The following is a 22,850-nucleotide window of genomic DNA, read 5'->3' as shown; positions in this document are numbered from 1 at the left end:
GGAGCCACCATGGCAGATACCAACCTGGAGCAATCCACGAGCACGCAGCAGCCGGCCGAGCAGCAGGTCGACGACACCAGTTCATCCGGCGAGTTTCAGAAGCTGCTGCAAAAGGCGTTTCGCCCGCGCACCGACAAGGCCCGCGAGGCCGTCGAGAACGCGGTGCGCACGCTGGCGGAGCAGGCATTGCTCGACACCCAGCGCGTGTCGGACGATGCGCTTGCGAGTATCGAATCGTTGATTGCGAAAATCGATGAAAAGCTCAGCGCGCAGATCAACGTGATCCTGCACACCGATCAATTCCAGAAGCTGGAGAGCGCATGGCGCGGCCTGCACTATCTGGTCACGAATACGGAAAGCGACGAAAGCCTGAAGCTGCGGGTAATGAACATCTCGAAGTCCGATCTGCATCGCTCGTTGCGCAAATACAAAGGCGTCGCGTGGGATCAGAGCCCGCTCTTCAAGAAGCTCTACGAAGAGGAGTACGGCCAGTTCGGCGGCGAGCCATACGGCGCGCTGGTCGCGGACTACTACTTCGACAATAGCAGCCCCGATGTCGATTTTCTGACCCAGATGGGCAAGATTTCCGCTGCGGCGCATGCACCGTTCATCGCGGGCGCTGACCCTGCGGTGATGCTGATGGATTCCTGGCAGGAGCTGGCGAATCCGCGCGATCTGACGAAGATATTCCAGACGCCCGAGCACGCCGCGTGGCGCTCGCTGCGCGACTCCGAGGATTCGCGCTATATCGGCCTCGCCATGCCGCGCTTTCTTGCGCGCCTGCCGTATGGGGCCAAGACGAGCCCGGTCGAGGAATTCGACTTCGAGGAAGACACTGCCGGCACCGATGCGTCCCGGTACGCGTGGTCGAACGCCGCGTACGCGATGGCGGTCAATATCAATCGCTCTTTCAAGACCTATGGCTGGTGCTCGCGCATTCGCGGCATCGAGTCGGGCGGCGCGGTGGAGAACTTGCCGGTGCATGCGTTCCCCACCGATGACGGCGGCGTCGACATGAAATGCCCGACCGAAATAGCGATCAGCGACCGGCGCGAAGCGGAGTTGGCGAAGAACGGCTTCATGCCGCTGGTTCACAAGAAGAACTCGGATTTTGCGGCCTTTATCGGCGCGCAGTCGCTGAACAAACCGATCGAATATGAAGATCCGGATGCGACCGCCAACGCGAATCTGGCCGCGCGGCTGCCTTACCTGTTCGCATGCAGCCGTTTCGCGCATTACCTCAAGTGCATCGCGCGCGACAAGGTCGGCAGCTTCAAGGAAAAGGACGATATGCAGCGCTGGCTGCAGGACTGGATTCTTCAGTACGTCGATGGCGACCCCGCGAACTCGTCCGAAGAGACCAAGGCCCGTCGTCCGCTCGCGGCGGCGGAAGTCGTGGTCGAGGAAGTCGAGGGCAATCCGGGTTATTACACGTCGAAATTCTTTCTGCGTCCGCACTATCAGCTCGAAGGGCTGACCGTGTCGCTGCGGCTCGTCTCGAAGCTGCCGTCGGCCAAAGCCGCCTGACGCACACGAGTACACGATTCTTTTCACCGCAGTCATCTACATAGGGATACACCATGGCAGTCGATATTTTTCTGGATCTGGGCACCGTCAAGGGCGAATCGCTCGATTCCACGCATAAGGACGAAATCGATGTGCTCTCGTGGAGCTGGGGTCTCTCCCAGTCCGGCACGATGCACCTCGGCACGGGCGGCGGAGGCGGCAAGGTGGCGGTCCACGATCTGTCTGTCACCAAGTACACCGACCGGGCCACGCCGTCGATCATCACGGCCTGTTCGACCGGCAAGCATTTCCCCACCGGCAAGCTCACCGTGCGCAAGGCCGGCGGCACGAAGCCGCTCGAGTACTACACGATCGAAATGGAGAAGGTGCTGGTGACGAACTACTCGACCGGCGGCTCGGATGGCGAGGACCGCTTCACCGAAACCGTGACGCTCAACTTCGAGAAGTTCCATGTGACCTATCAGCAGCAGGACCCGACCTCGGGCTCGGCGCTCGGCGGGGTCGTCGAGAGCAAGTGGAACATCCCGGCGAACGCGACGGCGTAAGCGGCTATGCGCCTGAAAAACGCCGAACGTGTGCAGCCTTCGCTGCTGGAGAGGCTGACCGATCACGAGCCCGATGCGACGCGCGAAGTGCGTGAGCATCGGTCGAGTTCGGCGCGCTCGCTGCGCCGCAGCGTCATGCGCGACCTCGGTTGGCTGCTCAATGCGCAGGGTATCGCGTCGTCGCAGGACGTCGCCCGCTATCCGGGCGTCGCGGAGTCGGTGCTGAATTTCGGCTTTTCCGACCTCGCGGGCAAGAGCGCGTCGAATGTCGATGTCGCGCGGATCGAACGCCTGATGGCCGATGCGATCCGCGCATTCGAGCCACGCATTCTGCCGGGCACGCTGCGCGTTCGCGCGATCCAGACGGGCGAAACGAGTGGCCAGCACAACGCGATTGCGTTCATCGTCGAAGGCGATCTTCACGCGCATCCCGTGCCGGAGCGCCTCTATCTGCGCACGGAACTCGACCTCGAAGCGGGCAAGGTCGACGTCTCGGAAGGGACGCGCGCGTGACCCCGCCGGCGCGTCGTTGCATCGAAGCCATACCAGGAAATCCCACGCCATGAACCCGGACCTGATTCAGTACTACAGCGAGGAGCTTCAGCACGTCCGCGAGATGGGCGGCGAGTTCGCGAAGGCGTTTCCGAAGATCGCGAGCCGGCTCGGGCTGGAAGGCTTCGAGTGCGCCGATCCCTACGTGGAGCGGCTGCTGGAAGGCTTCGGCTTTCTCGCCGCGCGCGTGCAGATGAAGATCGCCGCCGAGTTCCCGCGTTTCACGGAGCATCTGGCCGAGCTGGTCTACCCGCATTACCTCGCGCCCACGCCGGCAATGACGATCGTCGAAATGCAGCCCGACATGACGCATCCCGCGCTTGCCGACGGCGTGGTGATTCCGCGCGGCACGGCGCTGTTCGGCAGGCTCGACGGCGAGCGCTCCACGCGTTGCGAATTCCGCACCGCGCACGCGCTCACGCTGTCTCCAATCCAACTCGTCGAGGCGCGTCTCTTTACGCACAGCGGCACGCTGCCCGGTGTCGACGCAAGGCTGCCGCAGGGCGTGAAGGCCGGCCTGCGCCTCAAGCTGCGCGCGCTGAACAAGCTGAAATTCAGCGACCTTGCATTCGATCATCTGCCGATCCATCTGCGCGGCGGCGACGGTCTGGCCGCGCGGCTATATGAATTGCTGCTGGGCTCGGCGCTCGGCGTGGCGCTGCCCGATGCGGTATTGCCGCCCTCGGCCCTGCGCCCCCTCGGATTCTCCGACGACGAAGCCTTGTTGCCCGTGAGCGAGCAGTCGTTTCCCGGCTATCGCTTGCTGCAGGAGTATTTTGCGTTCGCGCAACGCTTCATGTTCATCGGCATCGACGGCTTGCGCCTGCATTTCCAGCGCTGCGAGCGTGATGAAATCGAGTTGATCGTGCTGCTGTCGAAGATCGACCCGGCGCTCGAACAGATCGTCGACGAGGCCAATTTCGCGCTGCATTGCACGCCCGCGATCAATCTGTTCGCGCGTCGCACCGATCGCATTCCGGTCACGGGTGAACAATTCGAGCACCACGTCGTGGTGGATCGCACGCGCCCGCGGGACTTCGAGGTGTACCGGGTGGAAAGCGTCACCGGCTATCGGTCGGGCGGCGGCGGGCCGATCGAGTTTCAGCCGTTCTATCGTGCACGCGATCTGGGAAGCGACGAGCCGGGACACGCCTTCTATCAGGTACGGCGCGAAAAGCGGCTGCTTCCCGCGCAGCGGGACGAGCGTGGCGCCCGCTCGTCCTATACCGGCAGCGAAACCTGGCTCGCGCTGGTCGATACGCGCGAGGCGCCGTATCCGGCGGACCTTCAGCAACTGGGTTTGAGCGTGCTGTGCACGAATCGCGACCTGACGCTGAGCATGCCGCGCGGGCAGGGCGAGACGGACTTCACGCTCGAACTCGAGGCGCCCGTGTCGAGCGTGCGATGCATCGGCGGTCCCAGCCGTCCGCTGCCGTCGTATGCGGAAGGGCCGGTTGCCTGGCGTCTGCTGAGCCATCTGTCGCTCAACTATGCGTCGCTCGTGGACGATGCCGACGGCAGCGGCGCGCGCGCCATGCGCGATCTCCTCGGGCTGTACGCGCCCACCGGCGACAGCGCCGCGGCGCGGCAGATCGACGGCTTGCGCTCCATCCGTTCGGCGCCGGTCACGCGGCGCTTGCCTTCGCGAGGGCCGATCGTGTTCGGCCGCGGCCTCGCGATCGAGGTGCTGCTCGACGAAAGCGGCTTTGAAGGCGCGGGCGCATTCCTGTTCGGCGCGGTGCTCGCGCAGTTTTTCACGCAGTACGTGTCGATGAACTCGTTCACCGAAACGATCGTGTCCAGTGTGACGCGCGGTGAACTCATGCGCTGGGCGCCAGGGAGCGGGCAATGCCGGACGCTCTGACCTTGCTCGATCGTTTCTCAGCCGATGCGAACCGCTTCGACTTCTTTCAGGCGGTACGTCTCGTCGAATGTGCGTATCCGGGCTTGCCGCGCGTCGGTTCGTCGCTGCGTCCGCGCGAAGATGCCGTGCGCTTCGGACAGGAGCCCGAACTGATATTCTTCCCGACTACGCTGCGCCATTTCGCGACCGCGGGCGAGGCTGCGCCGAAACTCGTCGTGAATTTCCTGGGCTTGCTCGGACCGAATGGCCCGATGCCGACGCACCTGACCGAATACGTGCGTGACCGTGCGCGCAATGCCGGCGATCCTACGTTCGCGCGCTTTCTCGACGTGTTTCATCATCGGATGGCGTCGTTGTTCTATCGCGCGTGGGCGGTGGCGCAGCCGGTCGTGAGCCTCGATCGCGACAACGGCGACCGTTTTTCCGCTTATGTGGGCACGACCTTCGGTCTCGGCGAGCCCGCGCTGCGCAAGCGCGACAGCGTGCCCGATTTCGCCAAGCTGCACTTCGCGGGACTGCTTGCCGGCGGCACGCGGCACGCCGCGGGTTTGCGGCTCGTCCTGGCGCGTTTCTTCGGTCTGCAGGTCGACGTGCTCGAAAACGTCGGCCACTGGATGAATTTGCCCGCGCATTCGATGAGCCGTCTGGGCACGCGCGACGAGAGCGCACGACTGGGTGTCGGCACGATGCTCGGCGCGCGCATCTTCGACCGGCAACACAAGTTTCGCGTGGTGCTCGGGCCGCTCTCCATGCGCGACTATCAGCGCTTCCTTCCGGGTGGCGCGAGCCTCGTGCGCCTGACCGACTGGGTGCGTCTCTACGTGCGCGATCCGCTCGACTGGGACGTCAATCTCCAGTTGCGTCAATCCGAAGTGCCGCGCCTCGCGCTCGGCCGCCGTCAGCGTCTGGGCTACACCACCTGGCTGCATGCTCGCGCGGCGACCGCCGACGCAAGGCAGCTGATGCTCAAACCACCCGCCTCACACTCCACTTCACATCGCGCAGAGGACTAATTCAATGGCAGACATCAGCCGCGCCGTCATGTTCGGCAAACTCGACACGCTCAGCTTTCGCGCAATGGAAAGCGCAACCACGTTCTGCCGGCTGCGCGGCAATCCGTATGTGGAGTTCGTGCACTGGCTGCATCAGTTGTTGCAGTTGCCGGATTCGGACCTGCATCGCGTGATCCGGCATTTCGACGTCGAGACCGCCGTGCTCGCGCGCGATTTGACCGATGCGCTCGATCGTCTGCCGCGCGGCTCGACGTCGATCACGGATATCTCGTCGCAGATGGAGGAGGCCGTCGAGCGCGGCTGGGTCTACGGCTCGCTGCTGTTCGACGCGCAAAAGGTCCGCAGCGCGCATGTGCTGATCGGGGCGCTACAGACGCCGGCATTGCGTAATGCGCTGCGCGGCATCTCGCGCGAATTCGATCGCGTGAAGCTCGACGAACTGGTCGACGATTTCGCCAGCGTGCTCGACGGTTCGCCCGAAGCGGCACTGGAGCCCGCCGTGACGCGCACGTTGGACACGTCACCCGGCACGCAGGACGCGTTGCAGCGCTTCACGCTCGACCTGACCGAACAGGCGCGCGCGGGCAAGCTCGATCCGATCGTCGGCCGCGACGACGAGATTCGTCAGGTGATCGACATTCTCATGCGCCGCCGGCAGAACAATCCGCTGCTGGCGGGCGAGGCCGGCGTGGGCAAGACGGCGGTGGTGGAAGGTCTCGCGCATCGCATCGTGGCGGGCGACGTGCCCCCCGCGCTGCGCGACGTGACGCTGCGCACGCTCGATGTCGCGCTGCTCCAGGCCGGCGCGGGCATGAAGGGCGAGTTCGAGGCGCGCTTGCGCCAGGTGCTGGAGGAAGTGCAGTCGGCCGAGCGAGCGGTGATTCTCTTCATCGACGAAGCCCACACGTTGATCGGCGCGGGCGGCGCGGCCGGCACGGGCGACGCCGCGAACCTGCTGAAGCCGGCGCTCGCGCGCGGCAGCGTGCGCACGATCGCGGCGACGACATGGTCGGAGTATCGGCGGCACATCGAAAAGGATCCGGCGCTCACGCGGCGTTTCCAGGTCGTGCAGGTCCGCGAGCCCGACGAGGCGCGCGCGGTCACGATGATGCGCGGCATCGCGCTTGCGCTGGAGGCGCATCACGGCGTGCAGATTCTCGACGAGGCCGTCGAGGCGGCCGTGCGGCTTTCGCATCGGTATCTTCCGGCGCGGCAGTTGCCCGACAAGTCCGTGAGCCTGCTCGATACAGCATGCGCCCGCGTCGCGGTCAGCCAGCATGCCACGCCGCCGGAAGTGGACGACGCCCGCAAGCGCATCGACGCGCTGAACACGGAACTCGAAGTGATCGCGCGCGAAAGTGCGATTGGTATCGACACGACGGCGCGTCATGAGGCGGCATCGGCTGCGTTGCAGCGCGAAACGGAGCGCCTCGCCGAACTCGACGCGCGCTGGCGCATCGAGCGCGAGATGGTGAAGGACATTCTCGCGCGCCGCGCCCAGCTTCGCGATGGCGCGCCCGAGGCCGATCTCGCCGCGCTGCGGGAGCAGCAGGCGCGCCTCGCGCAGCATCAAGGCGACGCGCCGCTGATTCTGCCGGGCGTCGATCGTCACGCGGTCGCGGCGGTCGTGCAGGACTGGACGGGCGTGCCCGTGCTGAACATGCTGAAGAACGAAATAGGCAACGTGTTGCGGCTGAACGAACTGCTCGACGGCCGCATCATCGGCCAGCAGCATGCGACGCAGATGATCGCCCGGCGCGTGCAGACCTCCCGCGCGGGGTTGGACAATCCGGACAAGCCCGTGGGCGTATTCCTGCTCGCCGGCACGTCCGGCGTCGGCAAGACCGAGACCGCGCTGGCGCTGGCCGAGGTGTTGTACGGCGGCGAACAGAATCTGATCACGATCAACATGAGCGAGTACCAGGAGGCGCACACGGTCTCGCTGTTGAAGGGCGCGCCGCCCGGCTATGTCGGTTTCGGCGAAGGCGGCGTGCTCACCGAAGCCGTGCGCCGCCGCCCGCATAGCGTCGTGTTGCTCGATGAAGTCGAGAAGGCGCATCCCGACGTCCACGAGCTGTTCTTTCAGGTTTTCGACAAAGGCCGGATGGAGGACAGCGAAGGCCGCTCCATCGACTTTCGCAACACGCTGATCCTGTTGACCACCAATGCGGGCACCGACTGCATTGCCGAACTGTGCCGCGATCCGAACGATTGGCCGCCGCTGGACGTCATCGAACAGGAACTGCACGCGCAATTGCTGCACACGTTCCCGCCCGCGTTGCTCGGGCGCATGGTGACGATCCCGTATTACCCGCTCTCCGACGACATGCTGCGCGCGATCATCCGCCTGCAACTCGGACGCGTGGCCGACCGCGTAACGCGCACGCACCAGGTGCCGTTCACCTACGACGAAGCGGTCATCGCCCAGATTGCGCTGCGGTGCACGCGCCTCGAAAGCGGCGGCCGCATGATCGACGCGATTCTCACCAACAGTGTGCTGCCGCGCATCAGCACGGAGTTCCTGACACGCGTGATGGACGGCCGCTCGCTCGCGCGCGTGCACGTCGGCGTCGAGCAAGAGGAGTTCACCTATGCCTTCGACTAGCACGCGCCACGTGCGCATGCAGTGCGCGCCGCTCGGCGACGAGGCCATCTTCCTGCGGATGTCCGCGAGCGAAGCCCTGGGCCGCCTGAGCCGTTTCGAGCTAGTGTTCCTGAGCACGCGCAACGATATCGACCCCGGCACGGTGCTGGGCGAGAACCTGTCCGTCACGCTCGACTATCCGGCCGGCGGCGAGCGCCAGTTCAACGGCATCGTGACGACACTGCGTCTGATCGCGCCAGGCGACACCACCCACAACCGCATGGCGCGCTACGACGCCGTCGTGCACCCGCGGCTATGGCTGCTCACGCAGGCGTCGCACCGGCGGTTCTTCTACCAGCGCACGGTCCCGCAGATCGTCACGCAGGTGCTGGAGTCGTTCGACATCGACTTTCGCAATGCCTGCACGGCGAGCTATCCGGCGCTCGAGCATTGCGTGCAGTACCGGGAGACCGATTTCGATTTCGTCAGCCGGCTTCTGGAACGCGAAGGCATCCACTATTTCTTCGAGCATGCGGGCGGCAAGCACACACTCGTACTCACGGATTCGAGCGCCGAGCATCGGCCGATCGCGCACTACGAGTCGATTCCGTTTCAGGCCTGGGATACGCCCGAGCAGGATGAAGAATGCGTGTACCGCTGGATGTCGGGCGCGACGCTGCAGACCGGCCGCTACGAAGTGAACGACTACGACTTCGAGAAGGCCTCGGTCAGCAACAGCGAAGGGATGGTCGCGCGCGCGACGCGCAGCGCGCCCTTCGATCCGCCGCGCTATCTGATGCAGGAGCACCTGACGGGGCACGTCAAGGCAGGCGATGGAGAACGGCTTGCCCGCGTCAACGTCGAGATTCACCAGGCGCAGAACGATGCCATCGAAGGGCGCTCCACGTCGCGCGGCATGGCGGCGGGCGGACTGTTCCGGCTTCGGGATCATCCGGGCGGCGCGCAGAACCGGCAGTACCTCGTGATCGAGAATCGCGCGGAAATCGTCTCCGACGCGTATGTGTCGACAAGCGATTCCACGCTGCCCATCTTCGATTGCAGCTTCCGCGCGATTCGCAGCGACAACACGTTCCGCACGCCGAAGACCACGCCGGTTCCGCGCGTGGGCGGCCCGCAGACTGCTGTCGTGATCGGTCCGCCGGGCGAGGAGATTCTCACGGACCAGTACGGCCGTGTGAAGGTGCAGTTTCACTGGGAGCAGCTCACGCAGCCGGACGGCGCGAACCGGCTCGACCGGTGCTGGGTGCGCGTCGCGCAAAGCTGGGCGAACCGGCGCTGGGGCGCGATGTTCCTGCCGCGCGTCGGGCAGGAGGTGCTGGTCGAGTTTATCGAGGGCGATCCGGACCGGCCGGTCATCACGGGCGCGGTCTACAACTCGACGAACATGCCGCCCTACGAGTTGCCGGCCGGGAGCGCGGTATCGACGATGAAGAGCCAGTCCACCAAGGGCGGCAATGGCTACAACGAGGTGCGCTTCGACGACCGCAAGGGCGACGAACAGTTGTTCTTCCACGCCGAGCGCGATCACGAGACCTGGGTCCGGCACGACGCGCTGATGAACGTATCCGGCGAGCGCCACGTGCGCATCGATGGCAACGAATTCCGCGAGACGCGCGGCACGCGCAACGACGCGGTGCGCGGCAGCAGCAAGTCCAGCGTGCTCGGCAGCGTGTCGGCCGCGACCATGACCACGCACAACCAGTTCGTCGGCGAAGCCTATGCGCTCAACGCGGGCGTGGCGGTGCAGATCAAGGCGGGCGTGGCGGTCGAGATCGAGTCGAGCGCGACCATCGCGCTGCGAGCCGGGGCGTCGTACATCCTCATCGGTCCCGAAACGATCGAGATGTCGAGCTTCCCGATTCCGCTCGGTCCGGGCGTGCCCCCCGTGCCGTTGACGACACCGCCGCCGCCGCCCACGCCGCCGCGCGACGCTGACGACGGCACGCGCAAGGTCCGCAAATAGGAGAACCCAATGAGAATGACATTGACGGTGCAAAGCGGCGAAGGCGCGTCGCCACGCGCGATCGAGATCGAAGGCGAGGGCGCCACGATCGGCCGCGCGCCGGATTGCACGATGGTGCTGAGCGACGGGCAGCGCGGCATCTCGCGCATCCAGGCGCGCATCGAACGGCGTGAGAACGCGTATGTGCTCATCGATGCGGGCAGCAATCCGACGCTGCTCAACGATCGCGCGCTGGACGGCACGCACGAGGCGCCGCTGAAGGAGGGCGATTGCCTGAGGATCGGCGCGTACACGCTCGTTGTCTCGGCAACCGGCGACACAACCGGCGAAGCAGGCAGCGGCTTCGTGGTCGACCAGACCATCATGACGCAGTCGTGGCCCGACGCACTGCCGTCGTCGAGCGTGCAGGGCATGCCGGGTACGCCGGAGTTCGAAGCGCCGCCGCCCGCCCCCCTGATCCCCGACGACTGGAACGGGCCGCACGATGCGGCACCGGTTGATGGCGCGCACGCGCTGTTCCTGCCCGACCCGCTGGCCGCGACGCCGCTTCTGCGCGAGCCCGGCCACTTCCGCGGCGACGCCGATCAGGCGCTGATCGACGCGCTCAGTCCCGGCGATCCGCTGCGCGATATCGGCGCGCGTGCGGTGGCGAAGCCCGTGCCGTTGTCGCGCAGCTTCGAGCATGTGTCGCCGGAACAGGCTTTCTCGGTGATGCCCGCGGTGCCGGAGCCGCCTTCGCTGGCGCGAGATGACGATATGCCCGGCCTGCCTCTGCCGAATCCCGAATTCACGTCGATGCCAACGCGCTTGCCGGTTCATGAAGCGCGCGAGCGCCGCGAGCCGCATGTCAACCAGCACGCCAACCAGCACGCCAACCCGCACGCCAACCCGCACGCCAAACCCCACGCCAACCCGCACGCCAACCCGCACGCCGATCACGCCTCGTTGCTCGACGCGCTGATCGAAGGACTCGGCATCGAGCCCGCCGCCGTGAGCCACGTCGAGGCCGCGGAGCTTGCGCGCCTCGCGGGCACGATGCTGCGCGAAGCGACGCAAGGCGCCATGACGGCCTTGCGCTCGCGCGCCATGACCAAGCGCGAGACACGCATGGCGATGACGATGATCGAAGAGCGCGACAACAACCCGCTCAAGTTCTTCCCCGATGCGGACCGGGCCCTCGCGCAAATGCTCGGCGCGCGCGGCAACGGCTATCTGCCGCCGCAGGAAGCCATGCGTGCGGCGTTCCGGGATATCCAGGCGCACGAACTCGCGATGGTCGCCGGCATGCGCGCCGCGCTCGCTCACGCGATGGAGCGCATCGATCCGAGCGCCATCGAACGTTCGCTCGACGCGCCGAGCGGTTTCGACGCGCTTATCGGCAACCGCCGCGCGCGGCTGTGGCAACGCTTCGTCGAGACCTGGGAGCACGTGGCGCGCGACGCGGGCGACGACCTCCAGCGCAGCTTCGGCGAACCGTTCGGCCGTGCCTATCAGGCGCAGCTCGACGCACTGAAATCCTCAAAAAACTGACGCCATGTACTGGAACAACAAGGTTATCTGGTCGGAAGGCATGTTCCTTCAGCCGCAGCATCTGCAGCAGCACGACCGCCACATCGAGACGCAACTCGAAGGCCGCGCGGGCGGTCTGCGCGCGTATGGCTGGGGCTTCACGAAGCTGGAGCTCGACGAGGCGCTCCTGAAGCTCGGCAAGCTCGCGCTGCGCTCGGCTGCCGGCGTGTTGCCCGATGGCACGCCGTTCAACCTGCCTGCCGACGGCGATTTGCCGGCGCCGCTCGATATTCCGGAAGGCACCTCGAACCAGCTAGTCGTGCTGGCGTTGCCGGTGCGCCGGCCGGGCGCGCCGGAGTCCGGCGGCGCCGACAGCGCGGAGAATCTGGCCCGCTACGGCGCCGGCGATTTCGAGGTTCACGACAGCAACGACCCGGACGCGCTCGCCACGCTGTTGCAGATCGGCAAGCTGCGCCTGCGTCTCGCGCTCGAACCCGACGTGGCGCACGCGCACGCATATGCGGGCGTCGCGCGGGTGACCGAACGCCTGAGCGACTCGCGCATTCTGCTCGACGGCGACTATTGCCCGCCGTGCCTCGACTATCGCGTCGCGGACGGGCTCGGGCGCTTCGCGGCGGAACTGAGCGGGCTCTTGCAGCAACGCGGCGAAGCGCTCGCGGGCAGGCTTGCGCAGCCCGACGGCGCTGGCATGGCGGAGATTTCGGACTTTCTGCTGCTGCAGATCGTCAACCGCGCGCAACCGCTCGTCGCGCATTTCGGCGCGATGACCGGCTTGCATCCCGAAACGCTGTATCAGGCGTGCGTCGCGCTCGCCGGCGAGCTCGCGACCTTCAGCCAGCGCGAGCGGCGGCCGCCGCTGTTTCCGGCGTATCGTCACGAGCGCCTGAAGGAGACCTTCGCGCCGGTGATCGACGCGTTGCGGCTTGCGTTGAGCCGCGTGGCGGACCCGCAGGTCGTGTCGATCCCGCTCGAGGAGCGCAAATACGGTTTGCGGGTGGCGCAGGTCGCGGATCGGTCGCTCTTCACGAGCGCGACGTTCGTGCTCGCCGTGCGCGCGCAAGTGCCCACCGAGACGCTGCTCTCGGCGTTCGGCAGCCAGGTGAAGATCGGCAGCATCGAGAAGATCCGCGATCTCGTCAATCTGCAGTTGCCCGGCATTGGCTTGCGCGCGCTGCCTGTAGCGCCGCGTCAGTTGCCGTTTCACGCGGGCTACACCTATTTCGAGCTCGACGACAAGAGCGATGCGTGGGCTTCGCTCGGCTCATCGGCCGGCATGGCGCTGCACGTGGCGGGGGAATTCCCCGGACTCGCAATGGAATGTTGGGCCATCCGCCGCTGACCATGCCGACGACGCCACGCCCATGACGCCACGCCAATCGAAGGCGCCGAAACAAGGACTCTTCCATGACCGACAACACCGATCCGACGCTTGACGACGCGGAGTTTCTCGACGCCGCGCGCACCATCAGAATGCCGACGCCGGGCCGCGGGCGCGAGTCCGCCAGGCCAGAGGCGAAACAGCAGGGAAAGCCGGACGCGCTCGCGCTTGCACCGCTCGATGCCTCGCTCGCCGGGCGCAATCCGCTCTTGCGGGCGGCCAATCCGCTCCTTGAACTGGCGCTGCCGCTGCGGAGGCTCGCGAGTCATCCGGACCTCGACGCCTTGCGCACGCAACTGATTCAGATGATGCGCCGCTTCGAAGCCGACGGCCGTTCCTTCGGCGTGCCGGATGCGCAACTCGGCCCCGCGCGCTATTGCCTGTGCACGTTCATCGACGAGGCGATCGCGGCGACGCCCTGGGGTGCGGGCGTGTGGGGCCGGCGCAGCCTGCTCGTGACGTTTCATAACGAAGCGTCGGGCGGCGAACGGCTCTTCGTGATTTTGCAGCGCCTCGTGCAGACCCCGGCGGTCGACATCGACATGCTCGAGCTGATCTACGTGATGCTCGCGCTCGGCTTCGACGGACGCTACCGGCTGATCGAAGGCGGCAAGACGCAGCTCGACGTGATCCGCGAACGGCTCGAGCAGATGATTCGCACGCAGCGCGGCACGATCGAACGGGCGCTCTCGCCGCACTGGCAGCCCGCGGCGCGCGAGCGCAAGCGGCTGCTGCAGTTCGTGCCGCTGTGGGTCGCGCTGGCGCTCGCCGGGCTGGTTCTGATGGCGACGAGCCTCGTGCTCGCCATTCGCATCAATGACTTCTCCGACCCGGTGTTCGCCTCCATGCGCGCGATCCGCGTCGCGCCGGCGCCGGTGCTGGCGGCGAAGACGAGCGCCGCGCCGAGGCTCTCGGCGGCGCTCGCCGGATTCCTCGCGCCGGAGATCGCGCAAGGCCTCGTCTCGGTCGGCGAGTCCGCCGACCGGACCACCGTGACGATCAACAACGCCGCCGAAGGCACGCAGCTCTTCGCCTCGGGCAGCGCGGAGCTCGACGCGCACTTCGCGCCGTTGATGCTGCGCATCGCGCTGGCCTTGCGGGACAAGCCCGGCAACATCGTCGTGATCGGGCACACGGACAACCAGCGCATCGTGTCGGCGCAGTTCCCCTCCAACGTCGCGCTGTCGCAGGCGCGTGCGGACACGGTGCGGGCCATCATCGCCGCGAAGCTCGACATGCCTTCGCGCGTCACCGCCGAAGGCCGCGGCGACACCGAGCCGGTCGCATCGAACGACACCCCGGCCGGACGCGCGCGGAACCGGCGCGTGACCATCGACATTCTTTCGCCAGGAGCGGCGCCATGAAGTGGTTGAACGGATTGAGGAGACCGGCAGCCGTATCGTTTGCCGGCGTGCTGGCGCTGTCGGCGCTCGTGTGGTTCGAAGGCCCATTGTTCGCATTCGACGGCCACGCGCCGCTCGAAAGCGAGTCGCGCCGCTGGCTGGCCGTCGCGTTCATCTTCGCGTGCTGGGCGCTCTGGTGGGGAGTCCGCTTCGTGAAGACGCGCATCGCGAGCTCGAATTTCGTGCGCGGGATCGTCGCCGATGCGCTCGATCCGGCGAATCGCGAACCGAGTCCGGCGCGCAAGGCCGCGGCCGCCGACCTCGCGGTCTTGCGCACGCGTTTCGAAGAGGCCATCAAAACGCTGCGGCATGTGCAGGGCCCGTCGGAAGGCAAGGGCCCGGGCCAGGGCAAAATGCGCGGCGTTCTTGCATGGCTGAACCTGCGCCGCCGCACGCTCTACGATTTGCCCTGGTACATGTTCGTCGGCGCGCCGGGCGCGGGCAAGACGACCGCGCTCGTGCACTCGGGGCTGCGCTTTCCGCTCGCGGACCGGCTCGGCGCGCAGGCGATCGGCGGCGTGGGCGGCACGCGCCACTGCGACTGGTGGTTCGCCGACGACGCCGTGCTGCTCGACACCGCGGGCCGCTTCACGACCCAGGACAGTCACGAGGAGGCCGATCGCGGCGCATGGCTCGGCTTTCTCGCCTTGCTGCGCAAGTACCGGCCGCGCCGTCCGCTGAACGGTGTGATGGCCGTCGTGTCGGCCACCGATCTGTTGCAGCAGACCGATGCGGCGCGCGCGAAACATGCCGCGTCCGTGCGCGAACGCCTCGCCGAATTGAACCGGCAACTGGGCGTGCAATTGCCGGTCTATGTCGTCGTCACGAAAAGCGATCTGCTCGCCGGCTTCGCCGAATTCTTCGATGACTTGGGCCGCGACGAGCGCGAGCAGGTCTGGGGCGTGACGTTCCCGCTCGCGGAGCGCGACGACGCGGCAAACGCTGACTCTCCGCTGCAGCGTTTTCCCGATGAATTCCGCTTGCTGCACCGGCAGTTGCAGGATCGCGTGCTGCAGCGCATGCAGCAGGAGACCGACGTTCGGCGGCGCGCGCTGATCTATGCCTTTCCGCAGCAGTTCGCGGGCATCGAAGGCGCGTTGCAGCGCTTCCTCGACGACGCGTTCGGCGAGTCGCGCTTCGCCCGCGCCGCGATGCTTCGCGGCGTCTACTTCACGAGCGGGACGCAGACCGGCAGGCCGCTCGACCGGATGATGAGTTCAATGGCAGCGTCGCTCGGACTTCAGCGCGAGGTGTTGCTGACGGATTCATCGAGCGGGCGCGCTTACTTCGTCAAGCGCCTGCTTCGTGATGTGATCTTCGAGGAGGCGGGCATTGCCGGCAGCAATCCGCGCGTGGAGCGCCGCCGTGCGCGTTTTCAGCGGGTCGCGATCGGTGTGATCGGCGTGTTGCTGGCGGCGGGGCTGATAGGCCTTTTCGCGGCCGACCGGGCGAACCGCCGCTTCGTCGACGAAAGCCGCCAACAGATCGCCGCGCTGACCCAGCGCGCGCAGCAGACGACGGCCGGCGACGACCCGCTGGCGGTATTGCCGCTGCTCGACGCCGCGCGCAATCTGCCCGGCGGCGAGGCCGAGCGCGCGGCGGGCCATGACGCGTGGTGGGAGAAACTCGGCCTCGACCAGCGGCAGAAGCTCGGGCTGGAAGCGCAGCGCGTGTATCAGCGCCTGTTGCGCCAGACGTTGCTGCCGATCGTCGTGCAGCGCATGGAGGAGCAACTGCGCCGCGGCGACGCCGACAACGCCGCCACGCAATACGAAGCGCTGCGAGCGTATTTGATGCTCGGCGATCCGACGCACTTCGATCCGGCCGCGCTGCGCGTCTGGGCGATGCACGCCTGGCAGCGCGGCGCGCTCCAGAACGCGACGGATGCGCAGCGCGCCAGCATCGACGGGCATCTGGAAGCCTTGTTCCGCCGTGGGCAATTCGATGCGAACCTGCCGCTCGACCAGAACCTGATCGCGCAGGCGCGGGCCACGCTGAATCGCGTGCCGCTCGCGCAGCGTCTGGATGGACGCATCGAGCAACAACTGGCGCAGCTTCGCCTGCCGGACTTCACGATCGCGAAAGCGGCCGGACCGAGCGGTCTGTTGGTGTTCGTGAGGAAGAGCGGAGCGCCGCTCACGCAAGGCATCGATGGAGCGTACACGCGCGCAGGCTTCGATGCGTTCGTGCGTCTGCGTGAAGCCGCGCTCGCCGACTTGTCGAAGGACGACTGGGTGCTCGGCCGCGGGGAGGCGCGTCCCGATCCCGCCGGCACGGATGCGCTGCGCGCCGCGCTGACGCGGCTCTACTGCGAGGCGACGATTCGCCAATGGGACGGCCTGCTCGCCGATGTGGGCGTCGTGCCGTTTGCCGCGCCGGATCAGGGCGCGCGCATCGCGAATCTGCTGGGGTCGCCCGCCTCGCCGTTGCGCGGCCTGATTCAGGCCGCCGCGCGCGAGACGACGTTCACCCCGGCGCCCGCGCCGCCGGGCAAGCTGGACGCGCTCAAGCAGAACCTCGGCAAGGCGCTGGTGACGGGAGCGGGAGCAGGGGAAGCGCCGGCGCCCACGCTCGTCGATACGCATTTTCAGCCGCTGCACGACCTGGCCGGTCCGGCACTCGATGAATCCATCGGCGCGTTCAAGGATGCCGCCGCCACGCTGCAGGCCGACGACACCGCGCGCAAGCAGTCGTTGCCGCTGCCCGCGACCGGCCCGCTCGATCGCCTGAAGCTGCTTTCACAGAACGCGCCCGCGCCGCTCGCGGCGGTGCTGCAAGGCGTGGCCGGCAATGCCGACACCGTGCAGCTGCAGAGCCAGCGCGCGCAACTGAGTGCGCTGTGGGCGGCGAGCGTGGCTCCCGCTTGCAGGCAGGCGCTCGACGGGCGTTATCCGCTCGTGAAGACATCGACGCGCGACGCCGCGCCGGACGACTTTGCGCGCATCCTGGCGCCGGGCGGTCTCATCGACGACTTCTTCCAGAAGAATTTGCAGAATCGCGTGGATACCTCGGGCGCGGTGTGGAAATGGCGGCCGGAAGCAAAATCGCTTGGCATTCCGGACGATGTGCCGGTTCAATTCCAGAACGCGGCCATGCTGCGCGACGCATTGTTCCGCGACGGCGGCCGGGATGTCTCGGTGCGTTTCACGGTGAAAGTCGCGTCGCTCGATCCGTCGCTCAAGCGCTTCGTGTTCGATATCGACGGACAGCAACTCACCGCGACCAGCGACGCGCCGAACGCCACCGCCGCGTTCCAGTGGCCGAGCGGAAAAGGCACGGCGCAGGCGCACGTCGAACTCGACCCGGCGCAAGGCACGCCGCCGCACGCGGACGGACCGTGGGCGCTGTTTCATCTCTTCGATGCCGCGCGCGTCCAGCAGTCCGGTCAGGCCGATCACTTCAACGTGTCCTTCGATGGAGGCCGCGTGTCGCTCGCACTCGTTGCGAACAGCGCGGACAATCCGTTTCGCGCGGGCGTGCTCGACCGCTTTCGTTGCCCCGCCTCGCTATGAAACCTGACGATCGGATGGACGCGGGCTTCTACGGCAAAGTCCGCACGCACGGCGATTTCGTCAGGCGGGGCTTGTCGGCCGGATTCGTCGCGCAATGGGATGCATGGCTGCAGCGCGGCCTCGTGGCCGCGCGCGCGCGCTATGCCGACAACTGGCTGTGCCGGTATCTCGCCATGCCCGTGTGGTGCTTCGCGGTGCGGCGCGGCGTGATCGCCGAGGAAGCGCACACCGGCGTGCTGATGCCGGGCATCGATGCGGTGGGACGCTACTTCCCGTTCGTGATCGCGCGGCCGGTCGACGGCGACGCATGCGTGTCGGCTTCATCGTGGCATACCGATGCCGCGGCACTCGCGCTCTCCACCCTCAAGCCGGCCTTTTCGCTGACCGAGTTGGAGGCGTCATTGACCGGATTGCGGGCGCAGTTATCCGGCACCGCGTCGCGCGCGGCAGACAGCGTCTGGTGGTCGGATGTGGGTGAGGTCGTGCATCATGACGGGCCGTTCGATGCCGCTTTGTTCCTGCGCCTGCTCGATGCCGATTAATCGCGTTCCGTATCCCACTCGCGACGTAGCGCGTCGCGGTCCTTCTGTTGCGGCACGGCGTCGAGCAGACGCGCATGGAACGTTTGCAGATCGGGCGCACTCGCCGCCGCACGGCGCGCGATGACGCGCGCGATCGGGCCCAGATAGGTCGTAAGATGACGCGCGGCGTCGCTCACCTGCTCGACACTGATTTTTTGCGCCGGTAGCGCGCGTGATGAGCCGGCCTCCAGTTGCGACAAAAGCGAATCGAACTGGCGGCGCGCGGCACCGTCGGGCAGGTACGTGACGAGCCGCTCGCGTAGCGCGTCGACGTCCGCGGCGCTCGCCGACGCGCGCCGCAGCAGCAAGGTCGCCACCGGGCCCACGTGACTGGCGAGCCGCTCCTCCAGTTGCGCGATCAATTCGGGCGGCCAATTCCTCGCTGCCTTCGACGCCTTCGACGTCTCTGACGCGGGCGCCATATCGAGCGTGGCGGTGGGACTCGCGTAGGCGAGCACGGTACGCTCTGGGTCCTCGGCGTTCTCGTTATAGGTGGCGAGTTCGGCAAGCAGCGTGTCGCGCCATTCGCGCGCGGAGGCGAAACGGTCTTGCGAACGCTTCGACAATGCTTTCATCAGCATGGCGTCGATATAGCCGGGCAATTCCGGCGCGATGGTGCTCGGAGCAGGCGGCGTGTCGTTGAGGACCTTTTGCATGACCACGCTCGGCGTTCCTGTGAACGGGCACACGCAGGTCAGCATTTCGTACAGCACGACGGCGGCGGAAAACAGGTCGGCGCGCGCGTCGATGGGTTCCCCGGTGAATTGCTCCGGCGACATATAGCTCGGCGTGCCGAGCATCGTGCCGGATTGCGTCAGGTACGAGGTGTCGAGATGCGCGATACCGAAGTCCGCGATCTTGCATTCGCCGCGTTGCGCGATGAGCAGATTGGCCGGCTTGATGTCGCGATGAACGATGCCCGCGCCGTGCGCGTAGTCGAGCGCATCGAGCAGTTGCACGAACCATCGCAACGCACGCGGCGCACCCATGCGCGAACCGGCGCGCACGTGCTGCGCGAGACGCGCCGCGAGGCTCTCGCCGCGCACGTATTCCATCGTGATGAAGGCGGTGTCGTCGGCTTCGCCGTAGTCGTACACCGCCACGATGTTCGGATGAACGAGACGGCCCGCCGCCCGCGCTTCGTTCAGGAAACGGGCGGTGAGATCGTGCGTGGAGTCGTCCGGCGTTTCACCCGGCGTCAGCTCCCGCCGGATGGTTTTCAGCGCCACCTCGCGCTCGATATGCGGATCGAAGGCCAGATACACGACGCCCATCGCACCGCGTCCAAGTATCCGTTCGATGACGTAGCGGCCCAGCCGCGCGGGGAAGTCGGCCGGGGAGGGCATGGCTTAGGCCTCTTCTTCGTCGAGAATCCTGAACGCCTCGACGAGACTCGTCTGCATGCGTCCGAACGATACGGCAAGCGAGGCGATCTCGTCCGATCCGCTCGTCGGCAAGGGCGTCGCGCCGAGTTTGCCGAGGCTCATTTCATCGGCGGCGCGCGAGAGCGACTGGATCGGCCGCGTGATCAGCAGATGCATCATCACGTTCATCACGATCAGGACGACTGCGAACACGCCGCCGAGCGAGAGCATGAACGCGCGCCAGATCGCGCGGCCGCGTTCGATCGGCTGCGCCATTGGCACCGACACGAATTCCGCGCCGATCACTTCGTTCATCGGCCAGTTGAAGCCGTTCGCGGAACCGTACTTGTCCAGCATGGTGGCGGGCGCCGCGCTTGGGGTGCTATGGCATTGCATGCAGGCGGAATCGGTGATGCGGCTCGGGCGCGCGAGAAAGAGGGTGCGGCCGCCGGGCGAATCGCGCTGGCCGGTAAGCTCCTTGAGTTCGGGCCGGTCATGCAGATGGCTGATCACATCGGCTTCCCAATCGGTGGGCCGGTCGCGCGGATTGGTCGGGTTGACCATCGTCGACCTGTACGAGAAGTTCGGGAAATCCTTCTGCAGCAGATTGAGCATCTCGATCGCCGAGAAGGCGGGGATGGATTCCGGCACGAAGCGATATTTGATCTGCGTGGCGAGGAGCGGCGTGATGTGCGCGGCCGTATAGTTCTGCATCGACCCCGCCGCGCTGATGAGTACGTTGGCGTCGTGGACGGTTTCTTCGAGCGCCTGCTTTTGCAGAAGGCGATCCGCCACGATACCGGCGGCGACGAGCCCGATCGAAAAGATGAGCAGGAACACGAGGTTGAATTTGACGCTGAGCGAAAGCTTGAGTTTCATGGCGTGCTGTAAGCGGTTTTGGCGCGAAGTTTCATGGATAGCGGACTTTGCTGCGAGCGGCGTGCGCGGGCGGGTAGAGGAACACGCGCCAGTCGGGCAGCGCGTTCAGATGACTCTCGATCGATGCGCGAAACGCGCTGTCGGCGAGCCGCGTATGAAAGCGCGCGGCGAAGCGTTTGCGCGCGGGCAGCGTGCTCGTGAGCCACGGCGCGAGGTCGTCGTAGGTCGCCGGGCGCAACGGCTTGGGGGCGGCGTCGCTGGCAGGCGTGGCGTTGATGGCGAGCGGCTGCAACGCGTCGCGAAACGCGACCGGCATGGCTGCAAGGAACGCGCTCGATGGACGCGGCAAAACGTGGGCGGGCGCGTTCCCGGAAATCTCGGCGAAGCTCCCGGCGTCGATCGTCAGTGGCGGTTTGAGGGCGAGCGTTTGCACGCCGCTTTCGCTGAACACGGCGATCTCGCCTGCGTCGCCGGGCGTGGCGACGATTGCCGCCGCGCTCGCACTCGTGCTCAGGCGAATGGCGCCGCGCTCCGTCTCCACGATCCGCTGGGGACACGGTGCAGCCTTGCAGGCAGGGGCAATCTTCATCCAGCCGCCCAGCAAGCCGATGCGTTCATCTGACTGCAGCATCACGCGCGACTGCGCACCGAGTGCGACGAGTGTGCCGTTGTCGTCCTGAATCTGCACGACACCTTGTCGCGGCGACAGAATCAGATCGTCGGCACGCAAGGACTCGCCCGCGCCCAATTCGAACACGTTGGCCGCGCGCACCACGGTGACGGGAGAATCCGCGCTGACAAGCGTCCAGGCCGCGCGTGCCGGCGAGGACAGCGCGGCCAGCAAGACGATACCCAGGGTCCATGCCCGCAGTCGAAAAACCATGTGCTTTGCTCGCAAGTTGACGATGCCGGGCAACGCCGGTCTCTTCAACACAACAGCGAAGCGGCGAAATTATTCCGTGGCGGGAAGAAGCGGCGTGTCGAGGGCGGCAAGCGGAATGGGCGCGGGCAGCGAACCGTACAGCGGCGCGGCGCGGTGGCTGGAAATGCTATTGCTCAGCGCATTCATATCGATGCCTTCGCGCGGGCCGATCAATGCGTAACCGAGTTCGGACTGACGCCACGTGACGACCGTCATCGACGCAACCTGTTGCGTTGCCGTGCGCGCGTCGGGCTTGGCCTCCTTCATCACGCACAACGCGACAGGCGCACCCCGTTCGGGCAGATAGACGATCTGAACCAGCGGCTTGTTGTTGAAGCGCAGGCGCTGCACGCGCTTGAAGGTGAGGCCGTAGGCGCTCAGATCCGGAATGCGAACGGCGAGGCCATCGTCGTCGTGAATCTGCGCGGTGGTTTTCGCCACCAGCGCGGGATCGGCTTCGATGTTGGCGAGCGTGTCGCGAGAATAGAGCTGCTGATAGCTGGCGGCGGCCGCGACCCAGGGCGACACCCCCGTTCCCACCGACGCCAACGATGCGCCTGCCGTCGACGCGGGCCCCACGCCGCTGCCGAGGCGCAGCACGAAGCCGCAGGCGAACGCCCCCGCGACGAATGCGACGGCAAGCCACGCGGGCGCGATACGCAAGCGCGAGCGGATCGGCGCTGACGCCGCGGCGCCGTCAGGATGCGGCATGACGGCGTCGTTGGCACTCGCATCGCGCCCGACCGGCGCGGCCGCGCCTTGCGGGCTCTGCGGCTCGCTCCACGCGAAATCCTGCGCAGGCTTTTTCGCCGCGCGTGCCATGTCGCCGATCCGCACGCTGAGGCTTTCGGGCACCGGCGGCAGAGTCTGCTGCGCGAACGCTTGCGCGTACGGCAGGCGCGACCTCATGAGCCACGCGACGCGTCGCGTGGCCTCGGGAGAGCCACTCAGCGCGCGCTCCACGGCTACGCACTCGCGGGCCGGCAGTGTGCCGTCCACGTAGCCCATCAATTCGATGTCGTCCAGATTCATAAGGCCTGTCTTCGCTCTTGGCGGGAATGGGACACCCCTCCCAAACCTGCATGACGCCATAAGGGCTAATGACATAACACCCGTGGCTCGACATTATTCCGTCGGGCCTTGAAGATTTTTTCGGGCCGACGCGAGCGCCTTCGCCGTTGAGCGGCGGGGTGCGCGGCTGTGTATTGGCGG

At 66.6% G+C, this 22,850-nt stretch carries 16 protein-coding genes; 12 read left to right on the top strand and 4 right to left on the bottom strand.

The annotated features are described in order from the left end of the window. Positions 1-9 precede the first annotated feature (9 nt). The 12 genes from tssC to tagF all read left to right on the top strand — a co-directional run bounded on the left by tssC (position 10) and on the right by tagF (position 18,434). On the top strand, positions 10-1,527 hold the full coding sequence (tssC, locus tag P0D73_RS05960; protein WP_132374463.1) for a type VI secretion system contractile sheath large subunit: 1,518 nt from the start codon (positions 10-12) through the stop codon (positions 1,525-1,527). 53 nt (positions 1,528-1,580) lie between these two features. Further along, the gene (locus tag P0D73_RS05955) at positions 1,581-2,072 is read left to right on the top strand and encodes an Hcp family type VI secretion system effector (RefSeq protein WP_132374464.1); all 492 of its coding nucleotides are present in this window, start codon (positions 1,581-1,583) and stop codon (positions 2,070-2,072) included. 6 nt (positions 2,073-2,078) lie between these two features. Next, positions 2,079-2,585: a type VI secretion system baseplate subunit TssE gene (tssE, locus tag P0D73_RS05950; protein WP_408176715.1), complete on the top strand. Its 507-nt coding sequence runs from the start codon at positions 2,079-2,081 to the stop codon at positions 2,583-2,585. Between the two features lie 49 nt (positions 2,586-2,634). Then, on the top strand, positions 2,635-4,488 hold the full coding sequence (tssF, locus tag P0D73_RS05945) for a type VI secretion system baseplate subunit TssF (RefSeq protein WP_408430309.1): 1,854 nt from the start codon (positions 2,635-2,637) through the stop codon (positions 4,486-4,488). Beyond that, a complete protein-coding gene (tssG, locus tag P0D73_RS05940; protein WP_408176718.1) occupies positions 4,473-5,501 on the top strand; it encodes a type VI secretion system baseplate subunit TssG in 1,029 nt (342 codons plus the stop codon). The genes tssF and tssG overlap by 16 nt, the downstream gene beginning before the upstream one ends. A gap of 4 nt (positions 5,502-5,505) precedes the next feature. Beyond that, complete coding sequence (tssH, locus tag P0D73_RS05935) at positions 5,506-8,106, top strand: type VI secretion system ATPase TssH (RefSeq protein WP_408430304.1); 2,601 nt, start codon at positions 5,506-5,508, stop codon at positions 8,104-8,106. Further along, positions 8,093-10,069: a type VI secretion system Vgr family protein gene (locus tag P0D73_RS05930; protein WP_408311330.1), complete on the top strand. Its 1,977-nt coding sequence runs from the start codon at positions 8,093-8,095 to the stop codon at positions 10,067-10,069. The genes tssH and P0D73_RS05930 overlap by 14 nt, the downstream gene beginning before the upstream one ends. Before the next feature lie 9 nt (positions 10,070-10,078). Further along, a complete protein-coding gene (tagH, locus tag P0D73_RS05925) occupies positions 10,079-11,599 on the top strand; it encodes a type VI secretion system-associated FHA domain protein TagH (RefSeq protein ID WP_408430301.1) in 1,521 nt (506 codons plus the stop codon). Positions 11,600-11,603: 4 nt separating this feature from the next. Next, on the top strand, positions 11,604-12,938 hold the full coding sequence (tssK, locus tag P0D73_RS05920; RefSeq protein ID WP_408430299.1) for a type VI secretion system baseplate subunit TssK: 1,335 nt from the start codon (positions 11,604-11,606) through the stop codon (positions 12,936-12,938). Between the two features lie 65 nt (positions 12,939-13,003). Next, positions 13,004-14,341, top strand: coding sequence for a type VI secretion system protein TssL, long form (gene tssL, locus P0D73_RS05915; RefSeq protein WP_408430296.1), 1,338 nt, complete (start codon positions 13,004-13,006; stop codon positions 14,339-14,341). Further along, positions 14,338-17,892 carry a type VI secretion system membrane subunit TssM gene (tssM, locus tag P0D73_RS05910; protein WP_408430293.1) on the top strand — a complete coding sequence of 1,185 codons (3,555 nt, stop codon included), beginning with the start codon at positions 14,338-14,340 and terminating at the stop codon, positions 17,890-17,892. Before tssL ends, tssM begins: the two co-directional genes overlap by 4 nt. Next, the gene (gene tagF / locus P0D73_RS05905; RefSeq protein ID WP_132374474.1) at positions 17,889-18,434 is read left to right on the top strand and encodes a type VI secretion system-associated protein TagF; all 546 of its coding nucleotides are present in this window, start codon (positions 17,889-17,891) and stop codon (positions 18,432-18,434) included. The genes tssM and tagF overlap by 4 nt, the downstream gene beginning before the upstream one ends. Here the strand turns inward: tagF and P0D73_RS05900 are convergent. The 4 genes from P0D73_RS05900 to P0D73_RS05885 form a co-directional block, all read right to left on the bottom strand. Further along, positions 18,431-19,819: a serine/threonine-protein kinase gene (locus P0D73_RS05900; RefSeq protein WP_408430290.1), complete on the bottom strand. Its 1,389-nt coding sequence runs from the start codon at positions 19,817-19,819 to the stop codon at positions 18,431-18,433. The genes tagF and P0D73_RS05900 overlap by 4 nt on opposite strands. A gap of 3 nt (positions 19,820-19,822) precedes the next feature. Continuing rightward, on the bottom strand, positions 19,823-20,716 hold the full coding sequence (locus P0D73_RS05895; RefSeq protein ID WP_408252733.1) for a c-type heme family protein: 894 nt from the start codon (positions 20,714-20,716) through the stop codon (positions 19,823-19,825). Positions 20,717-20,747: 31 nt separating this feature from the next. Further along, positions 20,748-21,599, bottom strand: coding sequence for a hypothetical protein (locus P0D73_RS05890; protein ID WP_408430287.1), 852 nt, complete (start codon positions 21,597-21,599; stop codon positions 20,748-20,750). A 69-nt stretch (positions 21,600-21,668) separates the two neighbouring features. Next, entirely contained in the window at positions 21,669-22,670 is a 1,002-nt protein-coding gene (locus P0D73_RS05885; protein WP_408430284.1) for an anti-sigma factor family protein, read from the bottom strand. Positions 22,671-22,850: the final 180 nt, after the last annotated feature.

The sequence above is a fragment of the Paraburkholderia sp. RL18-101-BIB-B genome, from assembly GCF_046026985.1.
Lineage (GTDB): Bacteria > Pseudomonadota > Gammaproteobacteria > Burkholderiales > Burkholderiaceae > Paraburkholderia.
The sequence above is the reverse complement of the archived record's forward strand: the minus strand, read 5'-3'. Positions and strand labels throughout refer to the sequence as shown.